Below are 18,438 nucleotides of genomic sequence, written 5' to 3' on the forward strand. Positions count from 1 at the left end.
AATCGTCTCATTCGAGAGCGTGCAGCGCAATATCAGCCCGCAAAAAATCAGCCCGCGAGACGCGAAACGTTGCGAAACTCGCGCGGGCTGACGCCGGCATGATCGCGGAAGAAGCGCGTGAAATGCGCCGGCTCCGGAAAACCAAAGCGCTCGCTGAGTTCGCCGAGCGCTGTGTCCTCGCGCATCACCGCGTCGAGCGCGCGCTCCATGCGGACGACGTTGAGGTAAAGCTTCGGCGAAACGCCGAGCGAGGTCTCGAACAGGCGGAAGAACTGCGCGCGCGACAGGCCCGCGCCCTTCACGAACTGGTCGACGTTGGCATAGGAATCGTTCACGCGCATCGCGTCCATCGCGCGGCGGATCCGCCAGTCGCAGCTCACCGCGCCCATGCCGCGGATCGAGGTCGGAAAGCTGCGCCAGGGCGTGAAACGCTCGATCACCGCAATCATGAGGTCAGAAAGGGTCTGCTCGTGGGTTCGCACCGCGTCGGGATTCGCCATCATTTCGGCCGCAAGATGCAGCGTGAGCTGGCGAATGCGCGGCGAGACTTCGCCCGAGGGACGCTCGAAAAAGCCCGGCGCGCCGCTCGCGGCCCATCCGCGCCGGAACTCCTTCAGCCACTCCGGCTCGATATAGAGCGCCATGATGAGCGTGCGCGGGCGATTGACGTCATGCACATAGGCATGCGGCTTCCAGCCGTCGACCAGAACGGCGGCCGTGTCCGTGAGCGGCGTGACCTGGTCGCCGACCAGGAACTGGGTGTCGGAGCCCTCGACCTTGAGCAGGACGTGGCAGTGATGATGGGCGTGGCGGACCAGCGAACGATCCATGTCGAGCAGAGCGACCCTGCCGAAAGCGCCATGAGCGATGCGCAGGGCCGTCGACATCAGTTTCTTCCTCCCGGCGTTGCGCCGCAAAATGGTTGCCTTGCTGGTGCGGCACTATAGGCCGCCCTTGCTACATATTCCAACGGCGCAAACGGACGCAAGCCGCTTCCGGGCGATAACCCGCTCGCATCCGCGCCTCCGCAAGAAGGCGTGCGACCGCAGCGCCCGGATCGGCCTGCAAGGCTGTCGTCAGGTCGACGTCCTCCTCGCCCTTGACGCGGATGCGCTTGAAGGCGAGCTCGGACGCGCTGACCGGCGCTGTCGCATCGAGGCCCATCTTGGCGCCGATACCGTCATCCGTGGTCGGATCGAGTTTCGAGCCGAGCGCGCCGGCGACGACCATGAGATCGCGGTCGGCCTGGAAGCGCGTCGCCACCGCCCATTCGATCTCCTCGGAGGAAGAGATATCGACGTCCTTGTCGACCACAACCACCTGCTTGATGTCGTAATGCGCGCCGAAAGCGCACATCATGACGTTCTTCGGCTCGCCCTCATTGGTCTTGTCCATCTTGATCGCGAGATGATAGCGGCAGGTGCCGCCGCGCGTGAGGCGAACATCCAGCACGGTCGGGAAGCTGCGGCGCAGATGCTGGAGCAGCGTCGCTTCGCGCGGCACGCCGCCGAGTATCAGGTGCTCGAAACCGCCGCCGACGATGGTGTGGAAGATCGGCTTGGCGCGATGCGTGATGGCATCGACTTCGATCACCTCGCGATTGGCGCGCGGGCCGTAATATTGCGGGAATTCACCGAACGGGCCCTCCGGCTCGCGCACGCCTTGCAGGATCCGTCCTTCAATCACGATCTCCGCATGGGCGGGAACGCGAACCGAATTGGTGCGACATTTGACGACGTCCACGGGCGAGCCGAGCAGCGCGCCCGCAATCGCCATCTCGTCCTCGTCCAGCGCGGCAATCGCCTGCGAAGCCAGCAGCAGCGCCGGATGCGCGCCGATGACGATGGCGATCTCCAGCGCCTGGCCCAGCTCTTCCGCGATGCGATAGTAAGAGAACGTGTGCCGCGGCAGCAGCAGAACGCCGATACGATTCTTGCTGCTGACCTGACAACGGTGGATCGAAACGTTCTGAACGCCGGTCTTCGGATTGCGCGCGATCAACAGGCCGGCCGTGATATAGGGACCGCTATCGCGTTCATTGTGCTTCGGCACCGGAAGTTGTCGGAGCAGGTCGACGTCGTCGTGAACGACCTCCTGCACTGGACCGTCCGGAACCTCGCGGGTCGGCAGCGGATTGCTTGCGGCGGCAAGGAATCGCGGCAGCAACTGGTCCTCGGTGACGCCGATGGAATCGGCGACCCAGTCACGACCGGCAAACAGGTTGGCGATGACGGGAATCTCGTGCCCATCGGGACGCGGGAACAGCACCGCGCTGTCGCGCTCCAGCCGCTTCGCGATGGCGGCGAGCTCATCGGTCAGCGCAATACCCTCGCGGGCAATCGCGAGCTTACCGCGCTCGGCGAGGTAAGCGAGCCAGGCACGCAGATCGGCCGGTGCGTTCGTGCTCTTCGCCGAATTTTGCATTCGCATATGACGTATCTCTCCTCGGGCGTTCGGGTCAGGGCGCGATCTTGCGCAGCGACGGCGAGCGGCGCTTGAGCGCTTCGTCCTCGCCCCAGCGGCGCACCACGCCGATATCGATATCGAAGAGGTCGAGCACCCGGCCGACGGTGTGCTCGACCATGTCTTCGAGATTCTCGGGTTTTGCGTAGAAGGCGGGCACAGGTGGCGCGATGATCGCGCCCATCTCTGATAGCGCCGTCATCGTCCTGAGATGCCCGGTGTGCAGCGGGGTCTCGCGCACCATCAGCACCAGGCGCCGGCGCTCCTTGAGCACAACATCGGCGGCGCGGGTCAAGAGCGTCGTGGTGACGCCCGAGGCGATCTCGGACATCGAGCGCATCGAGCACGGCGCCACAATCATGCCCGCGGTACGGAACGAGCCGCTCGAGATTGCCGATGCCATGTCGTCGATCGCATGGCTGACATTGGCGAGCTCCCTCACCTCCGCGATCTTCAGGTCGGTCTCGTAGGCAAAGGTCTGCTCGGCCGTCTTCGACATCACCAGGTGAGTCTCGACGCCGGCATTGCGCAGGAGTTGCAGCAGGCGCACGCCATAGGTGACGCCCGAGGCGCCGGAAATGCCGATGATCATCCGCGTGGGCGCTGCGTGCTGCATATGTCTGATTTCGCTCCCGTGGCCACGTACCCTCGAGGTCTCGTAGCCGGTCGCAAAACTAGGCAATCTCGGCCATCACAACAAATAATGATTGATTATATCATTCATCATCGAAGATGATGGCCCGCGAACGAGTTGGCGAACGAAGGACTGGCCCCGTGGAACTCAGGCAGATGCAGTATTTCCTGTGCCTGGCCGATGAAAAGAACGTCACGCGGGCCGCGCGCCGGCTCAACATCGTGCAGCCGGCGCTCAGCATGCAGATCGCCAAGCTCGAGGTCGAGCTCGGCCAAAGGCTGTTCGACCGCAGCGTCCAGGGCATGACGTTGACCAGCGCCGGCGAGGCGCTGGTGCGGCTGACGGCGCCGATCGTGCGCGATGCGGAGTATGCGCGCCAGGAGATGGCCCAGATCGGCGGGCGGATTTCAGGCCGCGTCGCCGTAGGCCTCATCACCTCCGTTGCGCAGAGCACGATGGCGAGCTCGTCAGCGACTGTCGCGCGCCGCTATCCCGAGATCATCCTCTCCGCGTGCGAAGGCTACACCGAGACGCTGGTCGACTGGGTCAACAGCGGCCAACTCGATTTCGCGCTGATCAACGTGCCGCGCCGAAGGACGCCGCTCGCCGCGCATCACATCATGGACGAGGAGATGGTGTTCGCCTGCCGCAAGGACGGCCCGATCCGGCCGGCGGCCAAGCTGCGCTTCGACCACATCGCGAATTTCGATCTGGTGCTACCCTCGAAGCGCCACGGCCTGCGGCTGATCCTGGACGAACACGCCGCCGCCCTCGGCATCGACCTTCGGCCGCGCCTGGAGCTCGACACGCTGCCCGCCCTCTGCGACGTGATCGCGACCACCGATTTCGCGACCGTGCTGCCGACCATCGCGCTCCGGCAGTCACTGGCAAGCGGAACCATTCGAGCCCATCGTTTCGACGCGCAACGGATCGTTCGCTCCATCGCCTGGGTGCATCACCCGCGGCGAGCGGTCTCGGTTGCGGCCAAGGCCGTGCTGGACGTCATCAGCCACGATCTGGCGCAGGCCGCGGCGGTGGCAAAGCAGTTGGCTGAACCTGGCTCCGGCGGCGCAGCCTCGTCATCCCGCAAACAACGTCGCAAGACCGGGAAGACGATTTCCTGAATCCCGAACGCTCATTTGGACAAGATGTCGCGCCTCTTTGCAAAATGAGACGGGTTGGTAAGTTTCGAGACGAGCCGGCATGACGGTCACGTCAAGCCGCTAACTACGGTCCAGGCGCAGAAAATCGCGGCCTGGCGCTCCTCCGGACAACTCCTGTCACGGACGCTCCCAAGGCTCGCAGAACAAGACGCGGTCGGGAGATTCAGTCCGAGATGGCAAGGTTCGGTCACAGCAGGATCGCGGACGACACAGCGCCGCACGTTGAAGGATTTCACCCTGACCGCAGGTCTTTGCTCTCGCTCGGCCTGGGCGCGGCTCTCTCCGCCACCGGGCTGCGTCCCGCGCAAGCCCAAGACTACCCCGCGCGTCCGATCCAGGTGCTCGTGCCCTTCGCCGGCGGCAGCGCCAGCGACGTCATCACGCGCATCCTGCTCAACCGCATGTCGACGTCACTGGGGCAGGCCTTCGTAGTCGACAACCGCCCTGGCGCCGGCGGCAATATCGGTACCGCGGCCGCTGCACATGCCGCCCCGGACGGCTACACGTTGCTGATGAGCACCTCCGGCCCACTGGCCGCGAACCGATCATTGTACAAGGAGCTGCCCTACGATCCGCTGAAGGATTTCGCCCCGATCGGACTGTTCGCCACGTTGCCGAATGTCATCGTAATCAATTCGAGGCTGCCGCCGAAATCCCTGCACGAGCTGATCGAGTACACCAAGGCCCGCCCCCGGGAGCTGAACTACGGGACGGTCGGAGTCGGCTCGTCGCAGCACCTCGCGGCTGCCTATTTCGAGCAGCTCACGGGCACCGAGATCACCCACGTTCCTTACCGCAACATCGCTGCTTACACGCCGGACTTCATCGCGGGCCAGGTCCCGCTCGGCTTCCAGCTCTTGCCGAACGTCATCGGTCTGATCAGGAGCGGCGATGCGCGCCCGCTCGCGGTTGCCAGCGACAAGCGCATGACGGCGCTGCCGGACGTGCCGACCGCGGCCGAGGCTGGCCTGAAGGACTACGAGAGCGCGGCGTGGCTTGCCCTGCTCGCGCCCGCGGGCACCGGCACCGCCGTTATCGACAAGCTCTATGCCGCCATGATCGAAGCCATGAACGATCCGAAGGTGCGCACCCTCCTGGTGGAGCAGGGCGCCGAGCCCCTGGTGATGGCCCCCCAAGGTCTGAAGGATTTCATGACCGCGGAAACCACAAAATGGGCCGGGATCATCAAGAAGATCGGCATCGAGCCGATGTGACTTCAGCTTTTGGGTAATCAGCCTCTTCCGCGTGATCCGCCACCCGCGCCCTGCTCGCCCAAAGCTCGCTCGCTGAACCGGCTCGCGCATGGCTCAACGCAGCGGCGCTGGCGGTATGAGCTCGCGTTACGGCAGATTGTCCCGCAGAAAAATGTCGATGCGGATGCGTTCTTGGTCGGGGCTGATTGGCTCGCCCGAACAGTGCGCGAGCAGAACGCGTGCCGCAGAGCGCGCCTCGTGCCCGGGATCCTGATTGATCACGGCATCGAGCGTGCCGCGAACCAGGAAACGCCGTGTATATTGGGTCAGCTCATGGGTGATCCAGACCACCTCGCGAGCGCGGCCCGAGGCCTCGAGCGCATCGGCGATGCCGCGGTTTCCGGCGCCGCAGCAGTATATGCCGCGAAGATCTGCATGGCGCGCGAGCAGCGCGGCCGTAAGCTCCCGCGTGCGATCGCTGTCGTCCCTGCCCTCGATGACCGGTAGCGCGGGCAGGTTCGGATACTCGCTGGACAGGATCTGATGGAAACCGAACTGCCGTTCGGTGTGGTCACGCAGCGACAGCGATCCCGCGATCACCGCGACCGTCCCCTCGCGCCCAGCAAGGAAGCGCCCCATCAGCGTTGCGGCGGTGCGGCCTGCGGCCGGATTGTCGATGCCGACATAATGCAGGCGGCGCGAGCTTGGCGCGTCCGACACGAGGGTCACCACGGCGACCCCGCGCCCGACGAGCTCATCGATCGCGGCCCGAACCCTGGGATGATCGAGCGCGATGACGGCGACGCCCTGGTAGGCCGGCGACAGGGTTTCCAGCGCGCCGGCGAGCACATCCGGATCGAACACGTCGACACGGAGAATGTCGATGAAGCCGCGCTGGCCGGCGAGCCAGTCCGCGGTGCGCTGGACCTGCTCGCTCAGATTGGTCATGAAGCTGTTGCTGCCGGTCGGCAGCACGAAGGCGAAGCGGAACGTCTGCCCGCGGGCGAGCCGCGCGGCCGCGACGTCGGCGCGATAGCCGAGTTTTGCCACCGCGGCCTCGACACGCGCGACGGTCTTGGCGCGCACGCCCTCGCGGCGGTTGACGACGCGATCGACGGTCGCAAGCGAAACGCCGGCCGCACGCGCGACGTCCTCGAGCGTGGCGCGAATCGCCGGCTGCGTCGCCCCTCCCGTCATTCGCGCGCCGCCCACAGCATGCCGCGGGTCATCAGTGTCCGGATCTCCGGTACGTCGAGCTCGTAGGCACGGTGGCCGAGCGAGGAATAGAACACCCTGCCCGCGCCGTAGCGCTTCTTCCAGACCACGGGCATCACCACGCCCTCGATCCACGGCGCGTGCTCGCCGGTGAAGGTCGTCGTCGCCAGCACCTCGTTGGCGGGGTCGACATGCATGTAATATTGCTCGGAACGATGTTCGAAACTGTTCAGGCCCTTCATGATGGGGTCATCCGGCTTCGTCAAGTCGACCTTGTAGTCGATGATGTTGCCGGGATGGGCCACCCACTGCCCGCCGCACATGAATTGGTAGTCGACGGAATCGCGGAACGCATCGCACATGCCGCCATGATGGCCGGCGAGCCCGACGCCGCTCCGCACTGCGGCGCAGAGATTGAGCGCTTCCGCCTTCTCGATCTTCGACATCGTGTAGATCGGGATGATCAGCGACATGTCGTGGATCGCGGGATCGGCGAATGCCGCCGTCGTCGTCTCGATCCGCACCTCGAAGCCTTCCGCTCTCAGCCAGCCGCGAATCATCGAGGCGCAGAGATCCGGATCGTGTCCCGGCCAGCCGCCCCATACAATCATTGCCTTGCGCATGGTCATTCCCTCAATCGATCTGACCCGTTTCACGTCCCGCCGGCAGCATCGCCGGCCGCTCGACGCTGCTCTCGATCTTGACGCGCCGCCCTTCATCGGCGGAGGTCTGGAACGCCTCCATCACCTCCAGCACGTGAAACGCAAGCGCACCGCTGGCGCGGTGCGGACGGTTGTTCAGGATCGCGGATGCCATGTCGGCGACCCCAATGGAGCGGAACTCACCCTCGACATGGCCGTGCGTCAACGGCATCGTTTCCCATTCGCCGCCGGTCCTGGCGAGGTGCACCTCGCCGCCGAAACGGTTCGGGTCCGGCACCTGCATGCTGCCCTTGTCGCCATAGATCTCGATCGGCGCATGCCGGTGCTTCGGTACATCGAAGCTCATCGCGATCGAGATGACTGCTCCGCTCTCGAATTCAAGCGTACCCGCGACATGGGTCGAAACCTCGACCGGGATCAGCGTGCCGTTCATCGGCTGGCTGGTGACCAGGCGCTCCGATTTCGGCCTCGCGGTCGAGCCCATCACGCTAGCGACCGGGCCGAGCAACTGCACGAGATCGGTGATGTAGTACGGCCCCATGTCGAGCATCGGCCCGCCGCCGCGCAAGTAATAGAAGCCCGGCGCCGGGTGCCAGCGCTCATGGCCGGGGCAGCCGAAGAAGGCGCTGCCCGCCACCGGCGTGCCGATCGCGCCGTCGTCGATCAGCTTGCGGGCGGTCTGGTGCCCGCCGCCGAGGAACGTGTCGGGCGCGCAGCCGACGCGCAGGTTCTTCTGTGCGGCGAGATCGATCACCTTGCGGGCTTCGGCGGCGTTGATGCCGAGCGGCTTCTCGGAATGGACATGCTTTCCGGCATTCAGCACCGCGAGACTGACGTCGGTGTGGGCCAGCGGCACCGTGAGATTGACGACGACCTCGACGTCATCGCGTTTGAGCAATTGATCGACCCGCATCGCCGGCAGCCCGAAAGCGGCACCCTGCCGCTCCGCGACTTCACTGCGCATATCGGCGAGCGCCCTGACCTCCATGACCGGGAAGCGTTGCGCCGCCTTGAGATAGGCGGTGCTGATGACACCGCAGCCGATGATTCCAATTCCGACTTTTCTCATTGTGATCTCCGTAAGGTCCGTTCATCCCTTGACCGCACCTGCAGTGAGGCCGGCAACGATGTGCTTCTGCGCCAGAAGGAAGAGAATGATCGTCGGCAGGATGGTCAACGTGATGAAGGCCAGGATCAGGTGCCATTCGGACGAATACTCGCCCTGATAGACCATGATGCCGAGCGGCCAGGGATAGAGCGCATCCGTGTTGAGCATCACCAGCGGCAGCAGATAGGCATTCCAGCTGTTGACGAAGGTGATGGTCCCGACGGTCGCCAGGATCGGCCGCGACAGCGGCAACGTCACATAGCGGAAGAACTTGATGTAGCTGCAGCCGTCGACCAGCGCAGCCTCGAGCAGTTCATAGGGAATGTCCTTGAAGAAACGCCGGAGCAGCAGCACGCTCATCGCGAGGCTGAAGGCCACCTGCGGCAACGCAACGCCGAAATAGGTATCGAGCAGCCCGAGATCGCGCACCTTGATGAACAACGGAAGCACCGCGGTCGCCGCCGGAAACAGCAGGCCGAGCGTGAGATAGCTCAGCAGCATCGAGCTGCCGTAGAACCTGACATGGGCAAAGGTGAACGCCGCCATCGAGGCCGTGATCAGGGTCAACACCACCGCGAGCGACGATATGATCAGCGAATTGCGCAGGAGCTGCCAGTAGCGCGCGGAGAACAGGATGTCGGAATAATTCTGCCACTCCCAGTGACGCGGCAAACCGAACGGGTTGACACGCAATTCGCCGAGCGATTTGAAGCCGCCGAGCAACGTCGCGAGCAGCGGCACCAGCACGAAGATGGCCACGATGGCGAGGAACACCGCCTTGAACAGCACGGCGGGATCGACCGGCGTACGAGAGATCTTCGCACTACTCATCGCGCATGAACCAACGCTTGTAGGTAAAGGCAAATGTCACGCAGATCGCGAACAGGATGACGCCGATGGCGCTGCCATAGCCGACCCGCATGCGAGAGATGCCGTTGTTGTAGAGGAAGCTCACCATCGTGTTCGAGGAGTCCGCAGGCCCCCCGCGTGTCAGCGGCATGACGAGGTCGAACAGCTGCAGCGAGCCGACAATGGCGAAAAACACCGAGAGGCGAATCGTCGGATAGAGCAAGGGAATGACGACATGGCGCAGGGCTTGCAGCCGCGTCGCACCGTCGATGCGCGCCGCCTCGATCAGGCTCTTGTCGAGGCTCTGGAGCGCCGCGATGAACAGCATCATGTGGAAGCCAAAATACTTCCACACGATCACGATCAGCACGGCCAGCATCGACGTGTCGGTCGAGGCCAGCAGGTGCGGCGGCTCGGCGCCGAAACTGCGCCAGATCGAGGCGACGAGGCCGTAGTCACCGTCATAGACGAAGCTGAAGATCAGCCCGGTCGCGATCTCGGCCAGGATATAGGGCATGAAGAACAGCATGCGCAGCGCCACCGACCCGCGAAAGCGTTCGGCGAGCATCAAGGCCAGCGTCAGCGCGAGCGGCAGCTGGACCGCGAGCGAGACCGCAATAATCAGCCCATTGTTGCGCAGCGCGAGCCAGAAGGCGCGCGTCTCCAGCACGAAGCGGTAATTGTCGAAGCCGATCCAGTTGGTCGGCCTGCCGAACCCGTTCCAGTTGAAGGCCGAATACCAGGCGGCCTCGCCGATCGGCAGCACCACGAACAGCGTGAACAATAGCAGCGCCGGCGGCAGGAACAGGATCAGGACCGTGAAGCGGCCGTCCCGGGCCGGGCCGCGGACCGCGAGCGAAGAGAACGGTGTCTCCGCAACGCCAATCGCGGGCGAATTCGCGATACGCCGCGCCACCGTCAGTTGCCCTGCTTCCACGCCGCCTCGATCGCCTTCGCCGCATTCTGCGGGCTCATGCTGCCACCGGCGATCTCCGCGGTGACGTCGTTGACGACGCGGCCGACCGACGGACCAAGGCTCTGATCATAGAAGTTCTGGTGGTAGTTCGACTTCGCCAGATTGGTCGCGATCAGCTTCATGAAGGCATTGTTGAGACCAGCGTCCGCGCCCTGCACCACCGGGATGATGAAGTTACCCGCCGCAAGTCGCGTCTGCACGTCCTTCGAGACGAAGTACTTCAGGAAATCGACCGCCTCCTTCGGCGAGCCTTTCGTGACCAGCCAGCCGGTGATGCCGCCGAGCGTGTCGGTGGGCGCGCCCTTGCCGCCTGATACCACCGGGAAGTCGAACCAGCAGATCTTGTCTTCGCTCAATCCGACCTTGTCGGCGGCGAGAGCGCGCTGCAAATGATAGACCGTGCTGATCGCGAGCGTCATCGCCGCCTTGCCGTCGCCGAAATAGCCGACGGCCTGCGGATTCTTGAAACCAAGGAAGCCATTCTGGAACGGCTGGAGATCGACGAGTTGCTTGAACAGCTCGCCGGACTTCTGGAAGGTCTCGCCGGCGAAGCCGCTGTCCTCGCCGCGCAATGCAGCGTCGAATGCCGGCTTGCCGCCGATGCGCACCGCAAGATGGGTCCAGTAGAAGTGCAACGGCCATTTGTCGGCGCCGCCGACCACGATCGGGGTCACGCCGGCGGCCTTCAGCGTCTTCACCGCCGCAAGCAGATCGTCCCAGCTCTTGATCCCGGCAGGATCGACTTTCGCCTTGGCCATCAGCTCCTTGTTGCAGAGGAAGCCGACCTGCGACAGCGCGGTCGGCAGACCATAAACGCGGCCGTTAGCGGTGAACGCGGCGAGCGCGGCCGGGGTGAGACTGTCGCTGTAACCCTTCACCTGTTCGGTGATGTCGTCGAGAACGCCTGCCTCGATCTGGGTCTTCAGGACGCCGCCGGCCCAGCTGTAGATGATGTTCGGCCGGTCCTTGGATTGCAGGATGGTCGGCAGCTTGGCCTTGTAGGATTCGTTCTCGAGAAACTGCATCTCGACCTTGACGCCAGGATGGGAGGCCTCATAGGCGCGCGCGACCTCCTCCCAGATTTTCACCTGGGCCGGATTTGCCTCGATGTGTAGCCACTTTACGATCGTGTCGGCTGCGGCGGCGTCGGCCAAAAGCAGGCATGCGGCAGCGGCGAGTCCCAGCTTCCCGAGCAGTCTCATCACATCTCCTCCCGACATCTTATTCTTTGCCGCGATCCTGCTCCCGATTTTTGAGGTACGCAACTAAAATTCTGATCTACGCACCTCACGCGGGACGTGGCCGAAGCCTGCGGAAGAGCTGCATGGCAACCGTGCTTCGTTCAGGCTTAGCTGGCGAGCCCCTCGGGGCCTGAGCGTCAACCTTCTGAACTCGTCGTATCGATCGACGGCAAATTCCGAAGCGCTGCCGCCGACGAAAACGGAATGCGCCAGAGATATCCATGCCTGCGGCGAACGAGGCGTGATCGCTGGATCTCAGCCGCTCGCGGCCGGCAAGCCCGGCGTCTGCAGCGGCATGCCGGCGCGGTCGACGAGCACATCCGTGAGTCCCGCCCCCAGCCACATGCCGCCGAGCACGAGCCAGGCGGTGAGTGCGAATACGGAGGCACCGGTCACGCCAGCGCCGACCGCGCAGCCGCCGGCGAGCATCGCACCGAACCCCATCAGCACCGCGCCGAACAGGTAGCGCCGCATGCCGAGCCCGTCCGAGAACCCCTCGAGCTTCAGTTCATGTGCACGCGCCGCGGCCAGAAACGAGCCGAGGAATACGCCGGGAACGATGCCGAGGTCGAAGCCGAGCCGGAGCTGCGCGCTGTTGAGCACCAGCATCAGCAACTCGGCCGAAGGCCCGCTGAAGGTGAGGCTCTTCAGCGTCACCGGCGCGAAGGAAGCCTGCGACAGCTGGTAGGTGAAGAGCCAGCCGGCGACGACGGCCGTTCCGGTTGCGAGCGCGGCAAGGATCAGCCGGCGCGGCAACCGGCTGCGAAAGGCGAAGGCCAGCCCGGCAATCAGCCACAAACCTCCGAATGCTAGCTTCTCGGGCGTGCCGGCACCGAACATGGCCATGATGTCGCGCGACGGACCGCCATCGACCAGCCACAGGTTGGTCACCCATTCACGGGCGGGCGACAGCAGGCCGCGATAGGAGGCTTGCGCGGTCACGGCGAACACCAGCCCCGACAACAAGGCCCGGAGGTTTCCGTTCGCCGAGAGCACCAGCAGCCGGCTGGCGCAACCCCGCGCCAGGATCATCCCGCAACCGAACATCACGCCGCCGAGGAGAGCGCCGGAGATACTGCCCTGCTGCGCGAGCTGGCGCGCCTCGGATATTTCGAGCCAGCCGAGCGCGACAAAACCTTGCGTGCCGACCAGCGCCGCGGCAAAGGTCAGCAGCCAGACCGCAAGGCGCCGGCCGCCCTCGCCGCGGGAGAATTCGACCGCCGCGGCACGCAGGCAGAAGCGGCTGCGCTGCGCGAAGAACCCGAACAGACCTCCGACCACGAGGCCGCCGAACCATGACAGCGAATCTTCACCCAAGAGATCGATGATCGGCGTCAGCACGTCCGCCTCGGTTGTTCCTGCGAGCATGCAATTCTAGCGATCGCGTCGTCGCGTCCCATGAGCCAGATCAAGGCTCGACGTCGCAGGATGCCGGAGCGGAGCGGCCTCATGGCCGTAGATAAGCATATCCCTGCTGTTGCAGCTCGACGAGCCGCACCACGCCGCCCTTCGAGGCCACCACGAAGCCGGGCGTGAGATCGTCCAGCTTGACGCCCTGCGCCTTCATCGTATTGGCGCAGGCATCGAAGCCGACGCCGGCATCGACGAGCTTCGTCATCATCGTAACGGTGTGGTCCTGTGCCGCGAGTGCGTGGAAGGCACGCAGCGCCGGCCCGTGCACGACCAGCCTGATGTCGGCCTTGCCAGGCCCGCCGACGCCGTCGACATGGTTCTGCAGATTGCCCAGAACGAAGACGACGCGATCGGCATCGGCGAGATGATAGACGACGCGCTGCCGCGCGGGCGTTTCCGTCGCCGCGGACGCCTGGCGCACCGCGAACGCACCAAATAGCCCGGCAAGGCTCGCGCGAAGCATGGATCGACGCTGCATGGTCCCCCTTCTATCGTGCCTCCTTGATGAACTCGGCGATTCGATCGGCGACGTCTTCCGCGAACAGGTCGCGGAAGAAATGATCGGCATCCTCGATCTTGTCGAGCTGCACTCTGCCCCCGCTCGAACCAGCAAGCGAATCGAAGGCCTGTGCTACATCGGGCACAACGCTATCCTTGGTGGCGGCGAGCACCAGCACCGGCAGCTTCACGCGCGCTACGAGCGCGGCCGTGTCCTGGCCGGCATCGGGACCGTAGAATGACGCAAAGGTCCGCGCGGTAACCACGGCATTGCGGCAATAGACGAAGCCCGGCACGTCCATCCACTCCCCGCCGCGGCCGGCCGCAACCGCCTTGGTCGCCAGCTCCAGAAACGGTTCGAGCGGCTTGCCATAGGTCTTGGCGTAGGAGGCGCGCAGATCAGCCTCGGCCTTCGCGGTCACCGGCGCCAGCAACACCCCACCCGCCACCGGCGCGGCTTCGCTTGCAGCAAGATACCGTGCGACCTGGTTGCCGCCGCGCGAATGGCCGAACGCGAAGACGAGCCGGGACATGCGCCTCGCCCGCGTGACCCAGGCGCTGATCTCCGCAACTGCATCCTCAACGACATAGTCATGCCGCGCGGTACAGTCGTACATGCCCTTGCGGCGATCGAGCCCCAGCGACAGCGTATGGGCGAGCGAAGCGATGCCGCGCTGCTCAAGCGCCTTGGCAACGCCCTGAATGACCTCCATGTCCTTGTGCGCGAGCGTGCCGTGGGTCATTACGACAAGCGGCGTATCGGGTTTCGTCGAGGCTGGCGTGCGCAGTGTTGCGAGCGTGGTGCGGCCGTCGACCGACAACTCGAGCTCCTGCTCGGCCGCATATGCGGACCCTGCGAACGCGAGCAAGACTGTCAGTGCTATCAACCATCGCATCAGCAGCTTTCTCCTCAGGGCCGGACAATTGTCCAGTTTTTCTCCGCCAAATCCATCAGCGCGGCAACCCCAACCTGCGTGACGCTGACGCCATCGATCAGCGGCGGCCGCTTGTCCTCCTTCGCCGCCAGCGTCTCCAGCGTGTTGCCGCAGGCGATGAAGCTCACATTCGGCATCGATTTCAGGAAATTCCCCAGGCGCTCCTTCACCGGCGAGCGGTCCGCGAGCAGCATGTCGAGGCCGCCGTTGAAAGCGACCACAGCGATTTCGACGTCCTCGCCCTGTCCGGAATAGTGCCGCGAGACGTTGGCCGCGACATCGAGCACGGCACGCATCTTGACCGGGTCGTCGTCGCTGATCTGCAGCGCGAGCCTGTGAAATTCGGCCGCCTGGGCCGCGGCGGGACGGATTGCGATGAGCGAGCCAACAGCGAGAGCCGCATGCAGCAGCGCGCGGCGGTTCGCCCGGCCGTGTATCACTCCACGCCCCGCGACTTCTTCTCCTTGCCGTCCTCGGGCGTCACGTCGATGGCGGCAGCGCGCCCGATAATCTTCACCGGGGCGACGCAGTTATTCATGCAGGGGTCTTTCTGCCAGAACGACTTCTCGGTGGTGGCGCGGTCGTCCATCACGAACCCCTGCTCGTTCGGCATCTTGATCGTCGCAAGGGTCTTCTTGTTCAGCTCGAAGTTTTGATCGGTGACGACGTCGTTCAGATAGAGGACGTACGCGACCAGCGCATAATATTCATCGACGGACAGGGATCCCGTATTGCCGTAAGGCATGGCGTGACGGACGTAGTCGAACACGGTGGACGCGTAGGGCCAGTACGAGCCCACGGTCTTGACCGGATTGTCCGACGTCAGTGAGCCCTTGCCGCCGGCCAGCACCGGCCAGCGGCCGTTCCCCTCGCCGAACTCCCCGTGGCAGCTCGAGCAATTGTCCATGAACAGCTTTTCGCCCTGCATGGCCGTGCCCTTGCCTTCCGGCAGGCCCTGGCCGTCCGGGCGCACGTCGATATCCCAGCCGCGGATCTCGTCCGCGGTCGGCGCGCGGCCGATGTGATAGCGGGGACCGCTCTTGGCGTCCGCCTTCTGCTGTGCAAGCGCCGGCGCGCTCAGCGCACAGGCGAGCAGCGCGGCTGCAACGAACTTAAGCGACTTCGACATTCTCGACCTCACCATTGGCCAGCACATGCCAGGTCTGGATGCCATTGTTGTGATAGATGGAGTTGACGCCGCGGATCTTGCGCAGCTCCGCCTTGCTCGGCTGCACGTAACCCGTCTCGTCCTGCACGCGCGATTGCAGCAGCAGCGGCTCGCCGTTCCAGTCGAATTCGTAGTAAAAACGCGTCAGCGCCTTGTCGAGAACGGGCCCGTCGAGCCGCGCCGGCCACCAATTTCGGCCGCCGTCGAGCGACACGTCCACGCGCTTGACCTTGCCGTTGCCGCTCCAGGCCAGACCCGAGACGATGGTAAAGCCTTTGCCGTGCTTGATCGGCGCTTGCGGGCTCGGGCTGGTGATCACGGACTTGGCGTCCATCGACCAGGTGAAGCGGCGCGCCTTGCCGCTCGGCATGAGGTCCGTGTATTTCGACGTCTCCTCGCGAGTGTGCCAGGGCTGGTCGCCGACCTTGATGCGGCGCAGCCACTTGACCCAGAGATTGCCCTGCCAGCCCGGCACCACAAGCCGCATCGGATAGCCCTGCTCGGGATAGAGCGCCTCGCCGTTCATCTTGTAGGCGATGATGCAGTCGTCGAGCGCCTTCTCGATCGGCAGGCTGCGGTCCATCGCAGCCGCGTCGGCGCCTTCGACCAGCAGCCACTTGCCGCTCGTCTTGACGCCGGCTTCCTCCAGCAGAGTGCGCAGCGAGACGCCGGTGTACTGCACGCAGTGGATCATGCCGTGGGTGAACTGGCAGCCATTGAGCTGGGCGCCGCGCCACTCCATGCCCGAATTCGCCGCGCACTCCATGAAGTGGATGCGGTTGACGCGCGGATAGCGCTTCAGCTCCTCCAGCGTGAGGATGAGCGGACGCTCGACGAGGCCATGGATCATCAGGCGATGATCGGCCGGATCGACCTCGGCGATGCCGCCGTGATGGCGTTCGAAGCAGAGGCCGTTCGGGGTAATGATGCCTTCGAGTTCGTGCAGCGGCGTGAAGCTCACCGAGGATTCTCGCGAGGCAGTCAGCCATTCGACGTCGCGCCGGACAACGTCCTTCTCGAAGTTCGACGGCTTGCCATACGGGCGCACCGCGACGCCCTCGCCGAGCGACTTGGTCCATTCCGGCACATTGGGCGGCTGGTTAGCGGGATTTCCGCCTGCGGCCGCCGGCCTTGCCAGCATCGTGGCCGCGACGCCGGCCCCGGCGGCCAGGAAGCTGCGACGGGATTGACTGTCCATCTTCGACATCGCTTCTTACGCTCCGGTAACTTTGACGGCCCGGTTGGGCTCGAGCCGAACGGTTTTCTGTTGCGTCAGGTAGTTCGCGACGACGTCCCAGATCGGCGGCCCTTCGGTTCCTTCGTTGACGCTGGCCCAGCCGGCGACCTGATATTCCCTGGCGGGCTCGATCGGCGTGCCGGTCTTGAGGACCTGCATGCCGGAGATGCGCTGCCCCTGCGGCTTGGCGACGTCGATCGCGTAGGAGAGCCCGCCGATCCGCACCATATCGCCGCCCTGTTGATAATAGGGATCGACGTTGAAGAGATTGTCGGCAACGTCCTCGATGATCTCCTTCAACCGCGAACCGGTCATGCCCATGCGGTAGACCGCGGGATAGGTGATCGCGGTGGCGTTGGTGACATCCTCGAAGGTGACGTCCTGCCCCGGCAGCACGCTGGTGCCCCAACGGAAGCCGGGTGAGAGCGCGATCTCGGCGTCGCGTTCCTGCAGCAGCGCCTGGCAGATCAGATCGTCGAACGTACCGTTGAAATTGCCGCGCCGGTAGAGCAGCGAGTCGGTCTTGCCGAGCACCTTGGCCAGATCGGAGGCGAAGGGTTTGCGGACCTCGGCGATCTTCGCGGCCATCTCGGCGTCCGCCGTGATCACATCGGAGAACAGCGGAATGAGCTTGTACCTGAAAGCCTTGACCTCACCGTCGCGAACATCGAGATCGAGCCGCGAGACGAACTTGCCGGACGAGCCCGAGGCGATCAGCAGAGTCTTGCCGACTTTGACAGCCTCGGGCAGCGCGTCATGGGTATGCCCGGTCAGGATGACGTCGATGCCCTTGACGCGGCTCGCGAGCTTGCGGTCGACATCGAAACCGTTATGCGACAGCAGCACGACCAGTTGCGCGCCGCCCTTGCGCGCCTTGTCGACCTGCGCCTGAACGTCCTCCTCGCGCACGCCGAACGACCAGTTCGGAATCATCCAGCGCGGATTGGCGACCGGCGTATAGGGGAACGCCTGGCCGAGCACCGCGATCTTGACCCCGCCGCGCTCGATCATGGTCGAGGCGTCGAACGCCGCCTCGTTCCACTCGGTGTCGCGGATGTTGAGGCCGAGGAACGGGAAGCCGAGGCCTTCGATGGCCTGCTTGACCCGATCGGCGCCGTAGGTGAACTCCCAATGGCCGGTCATGGCGTCGGGCTTGAGCAGCGCCATGCAGTCGATCATGTCCTGACCGCGCGTCTTCAGCGAAGACCACGAGCCCTGCCAGGTGTCCCCGCCGTCGAGCAGCGCGACCTTGTCGCCGCGCTCGGCCCGGATCGCCTTGATCACGGTCGCGGCACGATCGAGGCCGCCGATCCGGCCGTAGCTCTTCGCAAGGGCCTCGAAATCCTCCGAGGTCAGGGCATAAGCCGCCGACGAGCCGGGCGCGATGCCGAACCGGGCGAGAAACTCCTTGCCGGTGACGTGCGGCGGAAGGCCCTTGGCCTCGCCCACGCCGAGATTGGTCGAGGGCTCGCGGAAATAGAGCGGCATCAGCTGACCGTGGATATCGGTCACGTGCACGAGCGTGACGTTGCCGAGCGGCTCGAAGGCCAACAATTCCTTTTCAGTCAAGCGCTGCTGGGCGAACGCGCGGGTCAGGCCGGAGCCCGCACCGGTCGAGAGCCCCGCCGTTGCCGCGGCAACCTGAATGAACTCGCGGCGAGAGATCATGCGCAATACTCCTGC

General features: G+C 64.7%; 18 protein-coding genes. 2 read left to right on the forward strand and 16 right to left on the reverse strand.

Annotated elements, in window-relative coordinates:
• Positions 1–47: 47 nt before the first annotated feature.
• From GDN70_RS25225 to GDN70_RS25235, 3 genes are all read right to left on the reverse strand, one after another.
• Positions 48–887 carry a helix-turn-helix transcriptional regulator gene (locus GDN70_RS25225; protein ID WP_028143581.1) on the reverse strand — a complete coding sequence of 280 codons (840 nt, stop codon included), beginning with the start codon at positions 885–887 and terminating at the stop codon, positions 48–50.
• Between the two features lie 70 nt (positions 888–957).
• The gene (locus tag GDN70_RS25230; RefSeq protein WP_152103169.1) at positions 958–2,430 is read right to left on the reverse strand and encodes a UbiD family decarboxylase; all 1,473 of its coding nucleotides are present in this window, start codon (positions 2,428–2,430) and stop codon (positions 958–960) included.
• A 28-nt stretch (positions 2,431–2,458) separates the two neighbouring features.
• Positions 2,459–3,079: a UbiX family flavin prenyltransferase gene (locus GDN70_RS25235; protein ID WP_038970453.1), complete on the reverse strand. Its 621-nt coding sequence runs from the start codon at positions 3,077–3,079 to the stop codon at positions 2,459–2,461.
• Positions 3,080–3,252: 173 nt separating this feature from the next.
• Between GDN70_RS25235 and GDN70_RS25240 the strand changes: the two genes are divergently transcribed.
• Together GDN70_RS25240 and GDN70_RS25245 are read left to right on the forward strand one after the other, a co-directional pair.
• Positions 3,253–4,221 carry a LysR family transcriptional regulator gene (locus GDN70_RS25240; RefSeq protein ID WP_173015959.1) on the forward strand — a complete coding sequence of 323 codons (969 nt, stop codon included), beginning with the start codon at positions 3,253–3,255 and terminating at the stop codon, positions 4,219–4,221.
• Between the two features lie 212 nt (positions 4,222–4,433).
• Entirely contained in the window at positions 4,434–5,474 is a 1,041-nt protein-coding gene (locus tag GDN70_RS25245; RefSeq protein ID WP_028143577.1) for a tripartite tricarboxylate transporter substrate binding protein, read from the forward strand.
• 126 nt (positions 5,475–5,600) lie between these two features.
• On the opposite strand, the gene GDN70_RS25250 is transcribed toward GDN70_RS25245, so the two are convergent.
• The 13 genes from GDN70_RS25250 to soxB all read right to left on the reverse strand — a co-directional run bounded on the left by GDN70_RS25250 (position 5,601) and on the right by soxB (position 18,423).
• The gene (locus tag GDN70_RS25250) at positions 5,601–6,650 is read right to left on the reverse strand and encodes a LacI family DNA-binding transcriptional regulator (protein WP_038948973.1); all 1,050 of its coding nucleotides are present in this window, start codon (positions 6,648–6,650) and stop codon (positions 5,601–5,603) included.
• The gene (locus tag GDN70_RS25255; protein WP_028143575.1) at positions 6,647–7,291 is read right to left on the reverse strand and encodes a ThuA domain-containing protein; all 645 of its coding nucleotides are present in this window, start codon (positions 7,289–7,291) and stop codon (positions 6,647–6,649) included. Before GDN70_RS25255 ends, GDN70_RS25250 begins: the two co-directional genes overlap by 4 nt.
• A 10-nt stretch (positions 7,292–7,301) precedes the next feature.
• A complete protein-coding gene (locus tag GDN70_RS25260; RefSeq protein ID WP_038948974.1) occupies positions 7,302–8,399 on the reverse strand; it encodes a Gfo/Idh/MocA family protein in 1,098 nt (365 codons plus the stop codon).
• 21 nt (positions 8,400–8,420) lie between these two features.
• On the reverse strand, positions 8,421–9,269 hold the full coding sequence (locus GDN70_RS25265) for a carbohydrate ABC transporter permease (RefSeq protein WP_038970457.1): 849 nt from the start codon (positions 9,267–9,269) through the stop codon (positions 8,421–8,423).
• Positions 9,262–10,203 carry a carbohydrate ABC transporter permease gene (locus GDN70_RS25270; RefSeq protein ID WP_152103733.1) on the reverse strand — a complete coding sequence of 314 codons (942 nt, stop codon included), beginning with the start codon at positions 10,201–10,203 and terminating at the stop codon, positions 9,262–9,264. Before GDN70_RS25270 ends, GDN70_RS25265 begins: the two co-directional genes overlap by 8 nt.
• Before the next feature lie 2 nt (positions 10,204–10,205).
• Positions 10,206–11,465, reverse strand: a complete 1,260-nt coding sequence (locus GDN70_RS25275) for an extracellular solute-binding protein (RefSeq protein ID WP_028143571.1) — start codon at positions 11,463–11,465, stop codon at positions 10,206–10,208.
• A gap of 294 nt (positions 11,466–11,759) precedes the next feature.
• The gene (locus tag GDN70_RS25280) at positions 11,760–12,845 is read right to left on the reverse strand and encodes a YeeE/YedE family protein (RefSeq protein ID WP_152103734.1); all 1,086 of its coding nucleotides are present in this window, start codon (positions 12,843–12,845) and stop codon (positions 11,760–11,762) included.
• Between the two features lie 106 nt (positions 12,846–12,951).
• Entirely contained in the window at positions 12,952–13,395 is a 444-nt protein-coding gene (locus tag GDN70_RS25285; protein ID WP_152103171.1) for a DsrE family protein, read from the reverse strand.
• A gap of 10 nt (positions 13,396–13,405) precedes the next feature.
• Positions 13,406–14,311: an alpha/beta hydrolase gene (locus tag GDN70_RS25290; protein ID WP_152103172.1), complete on the reverse strand. Its 906-nt coding sequence runs from the start codon at positions 14,309–14,311 to the stop codon at positions 13,406–13,408.
• 14 nt (positions 14,312–14,325) lie between these two features.
• Positions 14,326–14,760, reverse strand: a complete 435-nt coding sequence (locus tag GDN70_RS25295) for a DsrE family protein (RefSeq protein ID WP_246554407.1) — start codon at positions 14,758–14,760, stop codon at positions 14,326–14,328.
• 26 nt (positions 14,761–14,786) lie between these two features.
• Entirely contained in the window at positions 14,787–15,479 is a 693-nt protein-coding gene (locus GDN70_RS25300) for a c-type cytochrome (protein ID WP_038948986.1), read from the reverse strand.
• Positions 15,463–16,725, reverse strand: coding sequence for a sulfite dehydrogenase (gene soxC, locus GDN70_RS25305; RefSeq protein ID WP_152103173.1), 1,263 nt, complete (start codon positions 16,723–16,725; stop codon positions 15,463–15,465). The genes GDN70_RS25300 and soxC overlap by 17 nt, the downstream gene beginning before the upstream one ends.
• 6 nt (positions 16,726–16,731) lie before the next feature.
• The gene (gene soxB / locus GDN70_RS25310) at positions 16,732–18,423 is read right to left on the reverse strand and encodes a thiosulfohydrolase SoxB (protein ID WP_095426548.1); all 1,692 of its coding nucleotides are present in this window, start codon (positions 18,421–18,423) and stop codon (positions 16,732–16,734) included.
• Positions 18,424–18,438: the final 15 nt, after the last annotated feature.

Source organism: Bradyrhizobium sp. TM102 (assembly GCF_009176685.1).
Lineage (GTDB): Bacteria > Pseudomonadota > Alphaproteobacteria > Rhizobiales > Xanthobacteraceae > Bradyrhizobium > Bradyrhizobium ottawaense.

What these genes read in the sequence shown, in the direction of transcription:
- GDN70_RS25225 (WP_028143581.1), bottom strand. Translation starts at nt 887, where the DNA reads ATGTCGACGGCCCTGCGCATCGCTCATGGCGCTTTCGGCAGGGTCGCT.
- GDN70_RS25230 (WP_152103169.1), bottom strand. Translation starts at nt 2,430, where the DNA reads ATGCGAATGCAAAATTCGGCGAAGAGCACGAACGCACCGGCCGATCTG.
- GDN70_RS25235 (WP_038970453.1), bottom strand. Translation starts at nt 3,079, where the DNA reads ATGCAGCACGCAGCGCCCACGCGGATGATCATCGGCATTTCCGGCGCC.
- GDN70_RS25240 (WP_173015959.1), top strand. Translation starts at nt 3,253, where the DNA reads ATGCAGTATTTCCTGTGCCTGGCCGATGAAAAGAACGTCACGCGGGCC.
- GDN70_RS25245 (WP_028143577.1), top strand. Translation starts at nt 4,434, where the DNA reads ATGGCAAGGTTCGGTCACAGCAGGATCGCGGACGACACAGCGCCGCAC.
- GDN70_RS25250 (WP_038948973.1), bottom strand. Translation starts at nt 6,650, where the DNA reads ATGACGGGAGGGGCGACGCAGCCGGCGATTCGCGCCACGCTCGAGGAC.
- GDN70_RS25255 (WP_028143575.1), bottom strand. Translation starts at nt 7,291, where the DNA reads ATGCGCAAGGCAATGATTGTATGGGGCGGCTGGCCGGGACACGATCCG.
- GDN70_RS25260 (WP_038948974.1), bottom strand. Translation starts at nt 8,399, where the DNA reads ATGAGAAAAGTCGGAATTGGAATCATCGGCTGCGGTGTCATCAGCACC.
- GDN70_RS25265 (WP_038970457.1), bottom strand. Translation starts at nt 9,269, where the DNA reads ATGAGTAGTGCGAAGATCTCTCGTACGCCGGTCGATCCCGCCGTGCTG.
- GDN70_RS25275 (WP_028143571.1), bottom strand. Translation starts at nt 11,465, where the DNA reads ATGAGACTGCTCGGGAAGCTGGGACTCGCCGCTGCCGCATGCCTGCTT.
- GDN70_RS25285 (WP_152103171.1), bottom strand. Translation starts at nt 13,395, where the DNA reads ATGCAGCGTCGATCCATGCTTCGCGCGAGCCTTGCCGGGCTATTTGGT.
- GDN70_RS25290 (WP_152103172.1), bottom strand. Translation starts at nt 14,311, where the DNA reads ATGCGATGGTTGATAGCACTGACAGTCTTGCTCGCGTTCGCAGGGTCC.
- GDN70_RS25300 (WP_038948986.1), bottom strand. Translation starts at nt 15,479, where the DNA reads ATGTCGAAGTCGCTTAAGTTCGTTGCAGCCGCGCTGCTCGCCTGTGCG.
- soxC (WP_152103173.1), bottom strand. Translation starts at nt 16,725, where the DNA reads ATGTCGAAGATGGACAGTCAATCCCGTCGCAGCTTCCTGGCCGCCGGG.
- soxB (WP_095426548.1), bottom strand. Translation starts at nt 18,423, where the DNA reads ATGATCTCTCGCCGCGAGTTCATTCAGGTTGCCGCGGCAACGGCGGGG.